This is a genomic window from Roseibium sediminicola (assembly GCF_023156505.1).
GTDB lineage: Bacteria > Pseudomonadota > Alphaproteobacteria > Rhizobiales > Stappiaceae > Roseibium > Roseibium sediminicola.
Genome location: NZ_JALNMJ010000007.1, coordinates 260514 through 266626 on the forward strand (window position 1 = coordinate 260514; position 6113 = coordinate 266626).

The window sequence follows — 6113 nt, forward strand, 5'->3', positions numbered from 1 at the left end:
ATTCAAGTCCAATTCCGGGTAGGTTCGGCAAAGAGCCAATCACAAACCCGCCGGGAAGGGCCGGAAAAACGGCCTGCAAAAGACATGAAAATCCAATCCATAGAGACATTTACCAATGAATTTGTCTGCTTCGTCCGGGTGACGTCGGACAGTGGCGCGACCGGGTGGGGGCAGGTGGCGCCCTATTATGCGGACATCACCGCCGAGGTGGTGCACCGGCAGGTCGCGCCTTACGCGCTGGGCGAGGATGCCTTTGCAATCGAACACCTGATGGACATCATTCCGGACCGGGAGCACAAGTTCCCGGGCTCCTATTTGCGCCGGGCGATGGGTGGGCTGGACACGGCGCTCTATGACCTGCGCGGCAAGGCCGAAGGCAAGCCGGTCTGCGAATTGCTCGGCGGTACGCCGGGCAAGGTGCGCGCCTATGGCTCTTCCATGAAGCGGGACATCACGCCGAAGGACGAGGCCGACCGGCTGAAGCGTCAGCAGGACCGGTTCGGTTTCGACGCGTTCAAGTTCCGCATCGGCGCTGAATGCGGCCGCGACCAGGACGAATGGCCGGGTCGCACGGAAGAGATCGTGCCGACCATGCGCAAGGCCTTCAACGACGCCACCGCGCTGCTGGTCGACGCCAATTCCTGCTATTCGCCGAAAAAGGCCATCGAGGTCGGCCGGTTCCTGCAGGACAACGGCATTTCCCACTACGAGGAGCCGTGCCCCTACTGGCATTACGACCAGACAAAGCAAGTGACCGATGCGCTGGAGATCGACGTCACCGGCGGCGAGCAGGACTGTTCGCTGGTCGACTGGAAGCGCATGATCGACGAGCGGGTCGTCGACGTGATCCAGCCGGATGTCTGTTATCTGGGCGGCATGGTGCGCACCATGAAAGTGGCGCGGATGGCCCACGAGGCGGGCCTGCCCTGCACCCCGCATGCGGCCAACCTGTCGCTGGTGACCCTGTTCACCATGCATCTGCTCCGGGCGATCCCGAATGCGGGCAAATACCTGGAATTCTCCATCGAGGAAGAAGACTACTACCCCTGGCAGTACGACCTTTATGTCAAGTCGCCCTATGCCATCACCGACGGCCACGTGCTGGTGACCGACGCGCCGGGCTGGGGTGTCGAGATCAATCCGGAATGGCTGGCGAAATCCACCTACAAGATCAGTTCCTGGGAGCGCTGAGCATGCTAACTGCCAACGAACTTCTGGAAGAATACGCCGAGACCGGTACGCTTGCGGCACTGCCGCTCGGTCATTTCATCGACGGCGCCTTCACCCGGCCCGCGCACAACCGGACCCTGGAGAGTTTCGATCCGGGACGTGGCGAGGCCTTTGCCCGCTTCACGGCCGGAACGGCGGAGGATGTCGACCAGGCAGTGCGATCTGCGCAAAAGGCCTTCGAAACCGTGTGGCGGGACATGGCGCCGGTCGAACGGGCGCGGATCCTGCAGAAAGCCTCCCAGCTGATCCTGGAGAACCTCGACCTCCTCGCCGTCACCGAGACCCTCGACAGCGGCAAACCGCTGCAGGAGGCAATGGGCGATGTGCGTGGTGCCGCACGGACGTTCGAGTATTACGCCGGTGCCTGCGACAAGCTGCAGGGCGACAGCTTCCCGCTTGGGCCGAATTATATCGGCTATGCCATTCATGAGCCCGTTGGCGTGACCGCGCATATCATTCCGTGGAATTTCCCGATTTCGACGGCCGCGCGCGGTTTTGCTCCCGCACTGGCAGCCGGCTGCACTGTGGTCGCCAAGCCGGCGGAACAGACACCGTTCACGGCGCTGCTTCTGGCGAAGATCCTGAGCGAGGCCGGTCTGCCGGACGGTGTCTGCAATGTCGTCACAGGTACCGGCGCGGAAACAGGTGCGCCGCTGACGTCCCATCCGCAAGTCGACCACATCACCTTCACCGGCTCGGTCCAGACGGGCCGGACGGTGATGAAGGCGGCGGCCGAGGACATCACCCGCGTGGTGCTGGAGCTCGGCGGCAAGTCGCCGGTGGTGGTGCTGGCGGATTGCGACAAGGAACAGGCACTCGATGGGGTCATCGGCGCGATCTACGAGAATGCCGGCCAGATCTGCTCGGCAGGCTCGCGCCTGGTGATCGAGAAGAGCATTCACGAAGAGTTCCTTGCCGAACTGGTCGTGCGGGTCAAAGCCTTGAGGCTCGGGCATGGCCTGAAACAGCCGGATGTCGGGCCAGTCAATTCCGCAGAGCACCTTGCCAAGATCGCCGGCTTTGTCGACCGGGCGAAGGCACGTGGCGCGAAGGTCGCAGTTGGCGGATCGATCACGCAGGATCCGGCAACGGGCAAGGGCTGGTTCTTCGAGCCGACCATCGTTGACGCTGTCGCCGCCGATGACGAGCTGGCACAGGAGGAGATCTTCGGGCCTGTGCTGACGGTGCAGGTCGCAGAGGATGCGGATCATGCGCTGGAACTCGCCAATGACTGCCAGTATGGCCTCGTTGCCGGCATCTACACATCGGATTTCGCCAAAGCCCATCGGCTGGCGCGCAAGATCGATGCGGGGCAGATCTACATCAACGAATATTTCGCAGGCGGCATCGAGGTGCCCTTCGGCGGCAACAAGAAGTCCGGCTTTGGCCGGGAAAAGGGGCTGGAAGGTCTGAAGAGCTACTGCAAGACCAAGAGCATCGCGGCCCGCATCGGCTGATCTTGAACCAAAGTTACCTCCCTAAGGCCGGTTCGCTTTGTCGAACCGGCTTCTTTTTTGCTGGCTAAGGAACTTCCGGAGCAGCATCCGGGACAGAACCCGATGGGCAATCAGACGGGAAACCGGTGCCGTTCGAAAAAGTCCCAGAGTTTCCGGTTGACGGTCTGGGTCTTGAGGATCGTGTCCTTGACCAGCCCGATTTCGCGCGTGTTTATCGGACTGGTCTTGCCGTATTCGATGCGTCCTTTCAGGTCGCTGATACGCATGAGGACCGTCGACGCGTTGCGCCCCTCATTGTCGAACGAATAGATGCAATGATTGTATTTGTTCTTGAGTTTCAGTGCCTTTTGCATGGCGCTCGTCAGGCTGAGGATTTCGTCCTTCAGATCCGGTCGATCGGCTTTCAGTTTTGCCAGACGTTCGACGAGGTCCAGCCTGGCACGTGATGTGTTGAGCGTCAGGAAAATCACTGTGGCGACCTCCTTGGTCACCCCGGCAAGCCCCGCGATCATGTGGATCAGGAGGCTCTCTGTATTGGTCCAGGTGTAATTCAGACGCCCGACAAGGTTCAGAAAGGTCTCGAATTCGGTGGTCTTGGCGGACGTTTCCGGCGCGCTCATTTCCTAGGTCTCCCGGTTCGAATGGCCCTGATCCGCCTGCAGGAAGATCGCCGCCGCCTCCGTCCGGTTGGAAACGCCGAGCTTCGAAATGATATGGTGAATGTGAAGCTTGATCGTGTGCTCGGAAAGGGACAGCTTCTCGGCGATGTTCTTGTTCTGGAAGCCGTCGGAAATCAGGTGAAGGACCTCCGTTTCCCGCTTGGTCAGCGTTTTGAAGCGTGTTGCCTGCCGCCGGACGCCGGGCCTCCTGACCGATCTCAGGGACGAGCGCGCCGGTGTGGGTTCCTGCCCCATGTACTTGATGGCGTCCGCCGGGAGGTAATGGCCGCCATTCAGCAGAAGCCGAACCGCGCCAAGCCAGATGTCAATGCGAAGGTTCATTGGCAGAACGCTTTTGATCAGGTCTTCCTGGAAGTATTCCCGGATGATATTCGGAAAGGCGACTTCATCGTTGATCAACATGCACAGGTTTGCCTCGGGGAAGGAGCGGCGCAAACAGGCGATGGCTTCCTTCCGCTCGGCGCTGAAATCTTCGTCGATCAGGAAGAGACGTTTGGCATATTCGGCTCGCGGATCGCGCTCAAAGAGGTCCTTTTTTTCCGTTATGCGAACGAACCGGCTCTCGTCGATTTCGCGTTCAATGCACCCTTCCAGCTCCGGCGGGAACTTTTCGGCTGCTCCAATATAAAAAATAGACCCTGTTCGTCTTACATCATCGGTACTCATTACCAATACCTCTATAAGTCATCTGAATAAAAAATCGGATGGATCCCATCCAGGTGCCCAAAAAGCGGACTTAAAAAATTTGGCGAATAAATATTTTCTAGATTTGTTCGTTGATTTCGAGAACCTGGCCGGCAGCGAAATATTTCCACTGTGCATTGTGTCGAAAGCGGCCTGCAAATGCTTGCCCGTCAATGGACAGGTGTCGGCACTCGTTCCCAAAAAATAATATTATCAATATGATGCACTGCATCCCCCTGCAATTTTCGTGCGTTTCCCCTCTGAATGTATACACCAGCCTTACCCGAGGTTACATTAATAATTAGATATAGTTGTATCAAGGGTTGTAGTGTAAGCGCTTCTGAAACAATGTCTTTTTTGCTATCGTTTGATTTACTTATAGGGTGCGGATTCACACAATTTAGATGGTTAATATTTAGTAAAGATTTCCGGCTTACTTGTTCTCATTTGTTTTGAGATAGTCGATTTCGGCAAGTGTTATTGAATGAGTAAGTTCTCAAGTGATTTGAGGATGCTCTTTCCAGATATTTCTTGTCTTTTGAAGGTGAGTTCGAGTGCGTTTTGTGTGCTCGGCGCAGAAGTTCTTTTGCCATCTTCAATTTGAACGGGAGCGGCGAAGCTCCGCCGGAAGCCGACGGCTCAATGCAAATCGATAGAAGACGATCTGCCGAGCTGTCCGAACAAAGGACAGACCCATGTTTGGAAGTTATTGGAACAAGACCGATATCGACGTCGATATCGAAGCGACTTCGACCAAGACGGTCACAACCGACGTCAATGACACCTATCTTGACGAAGACGTGTTCGACATCGATCTCAGCGATTGCGCGGATATCGACCAGCTGCTTGTCACCAAGGGCGCGATCGATTTCGATCCGGGCAACGACATCTCCATCGAGAACGCCTTGAACAAGGCGCTTGGCGGCCAGGGCAACGACGCAGGTGTTGCTCTCAACAACGCCAACCAGCTTTCGGATGTCGACTATGCCAACGACACCTATGTGAAGAACGACGCGCCGTTCACCCAGAATGCCTACGCCAATGGCGGCAACGCCTTTGCAGATGACGGCTTTGCGAATGGTGGCAATGTCAGCACATGGGCAGGCGATGACGCGACCGTTTCCGGTTCCGCCTCTGCCGCTGCCAACGCTGCGAACGACACCGACGCCTTCATCAACTCGCTGGTGCAGGGTGCCAATGTCGCAGCCAATTTCGTCGACACGACCGTGGTCGGCGGCGGCATGTTGACCGACACCGTCGGCGAAGACGACGCCTAAGCCGATCTCCCGGATCACCCGCGACCGCTCAAGCGGCCCGCCAAAAACCATCCGGAGCGAACAAACACGGGCAACCCTCCCAATGACACGTCCCAAGGGACAGTCGAGAGCGTGTTGCTTCATTTAAAGGATTAAGATCATGAGACGTTATCCGCACCACTATTCCGACTTCGAACTGGATCTCGATGTCACCCTTGAAGACAGCTACAGCCGCGATCAGGACTGGGTTTTCAAGGACATGGACGACGACGTAGTTGACCTGGACATTGGTGACCATGTCGAAGTGGACCAGCTGCTGGTCTCCGTGAACGGCGACATTGACTACAACCCGGGCGACGATGTGTCGGTCGAGGACATCCTGAACAACTCGCTGAATGGCGCCGGCAACGACACCGGTGTCGTGATGAACAACAGCAACCAGGTGTCCGACGACGACACGGCGGAAAACACCTCCGCTACCAACCACGCGGTTTATAACCAGACCGCGCGCGCAGACGGCGGTGAAGCCGGCTCTGACGACGGCATCTCGTCCGGCGGCCTGGAGGCCGAAGGTTCCGCGAGCGCAAGTTCCAGTGCCTGGGCCAGCCACTATGGCAGCTGGTACGGCCATGGCGGCCATGCCGGCATCTCCACCGACTTTGAAGGCAACTTGGACCTGGAAGACCTAGCCCGCATTTCTCACAGGGTTGTCGCTTGATGGGTTTCCGTCGGGCAGTTTTCTGATTGTGTCGGGTTACCGGTTTCAGGCCGAGCGGTGCCGCCGCCGCGTTTTGCGGCGGTCGGTT

6 protein-coding genes are annotated in these 6113 nt (G+C 57.9%); 4 read left to right on the plus strand and 2 right to left on the minus strand.

Features of this window, described 5'->3' with window-relative positions; all coding sequences use genetic code 11:
• Window positions 1–84: 84 nt before the first annotated feature.
• Together M0H32_RS12705 and M0H32_RS12710 are read left to right on the plus strand one after the other, a co-directional pair.
• Window positions 85–1191, plus strand: a complete 1107-nt coding sequence (locus M0H32_RS12705) for a mandelate racemase/muconate lactonizing enzyme family protein (RefSeq protein ID WP_248154487.1) — start codon at window positions 85–87, stop codon at window positions 1189–1191.
• Between the two features lie 2 nt (window positions 1192–1193).
• Window positions 1194–2687: an aldehyde dehydrogenase family protein gene (locus M0H32_RS12710; protein WP_248154489.1), complete on the plus strand. Its 1494-nt coding sequence runs from the start codon at window positions 1194–1196 to the stop codon at window positions 2685–2687.
• A 110-nt stretch (window positions 2688–2797) separates the two neighbouring features.
• Here M0H32_RS12710 and M0H32_RS12715 read toward each other — a convergent pair whose 3' ends face one another.
• Window positions 2798–3307: a hypothetical protein gene (locus M0H32_RS12715; RefSeq protein ID WP_248154491.1), complete on the minus strand. Its 510-nt coding sequence runs from the start codon at window positions 3305–3307 to the stop codon at window positions 2798–2800.
• A gap of 3 nt (window positions 3308–3310) precedes the next feature.
• A complete protein-coding gene (locus M0H32_RS12720; RefSeq protein ID WP_248154493.1) occupies window positions 3311–4033 on the minus strand; it encodes a helix-turn-helix transcriptional regulator in 723 nt (240 codons plus the stop codon).
• A 713-nt stretch (window positions 4034–4746) separates the two neighbouring features.
• On the opposite strand from M0H32_RS12720, the gene M0H32_RS12725 reads away from it, so the two are divergent.
• Both M0H32_RS12725 and M0H32_RS12730 read left to right on the plus strand, forming a co-directional pair.
• A complete protein-coding gene (locus M0H32_RS12725) occupies window positions 4747–5328 on the plus strand; it encodes a hypothetical protein (protein WP_248154495.1) in 582 nt (193 codons plus the stop codon).
• 139 nt (window positions 5329–5467) lie between these two features.
• Window positions 5468–6025: a hypothetical protein gene (locus M0H32_RS12730; protein ID WP_248154497.1), complete on the plus strand. Its 558-nt coding sequence runs from the start codon at window positions 5468–5470 to the stop codon at window positions 6023–6025.
• Window positions 6026–6113: the final 88 nt, after the last annotated feature.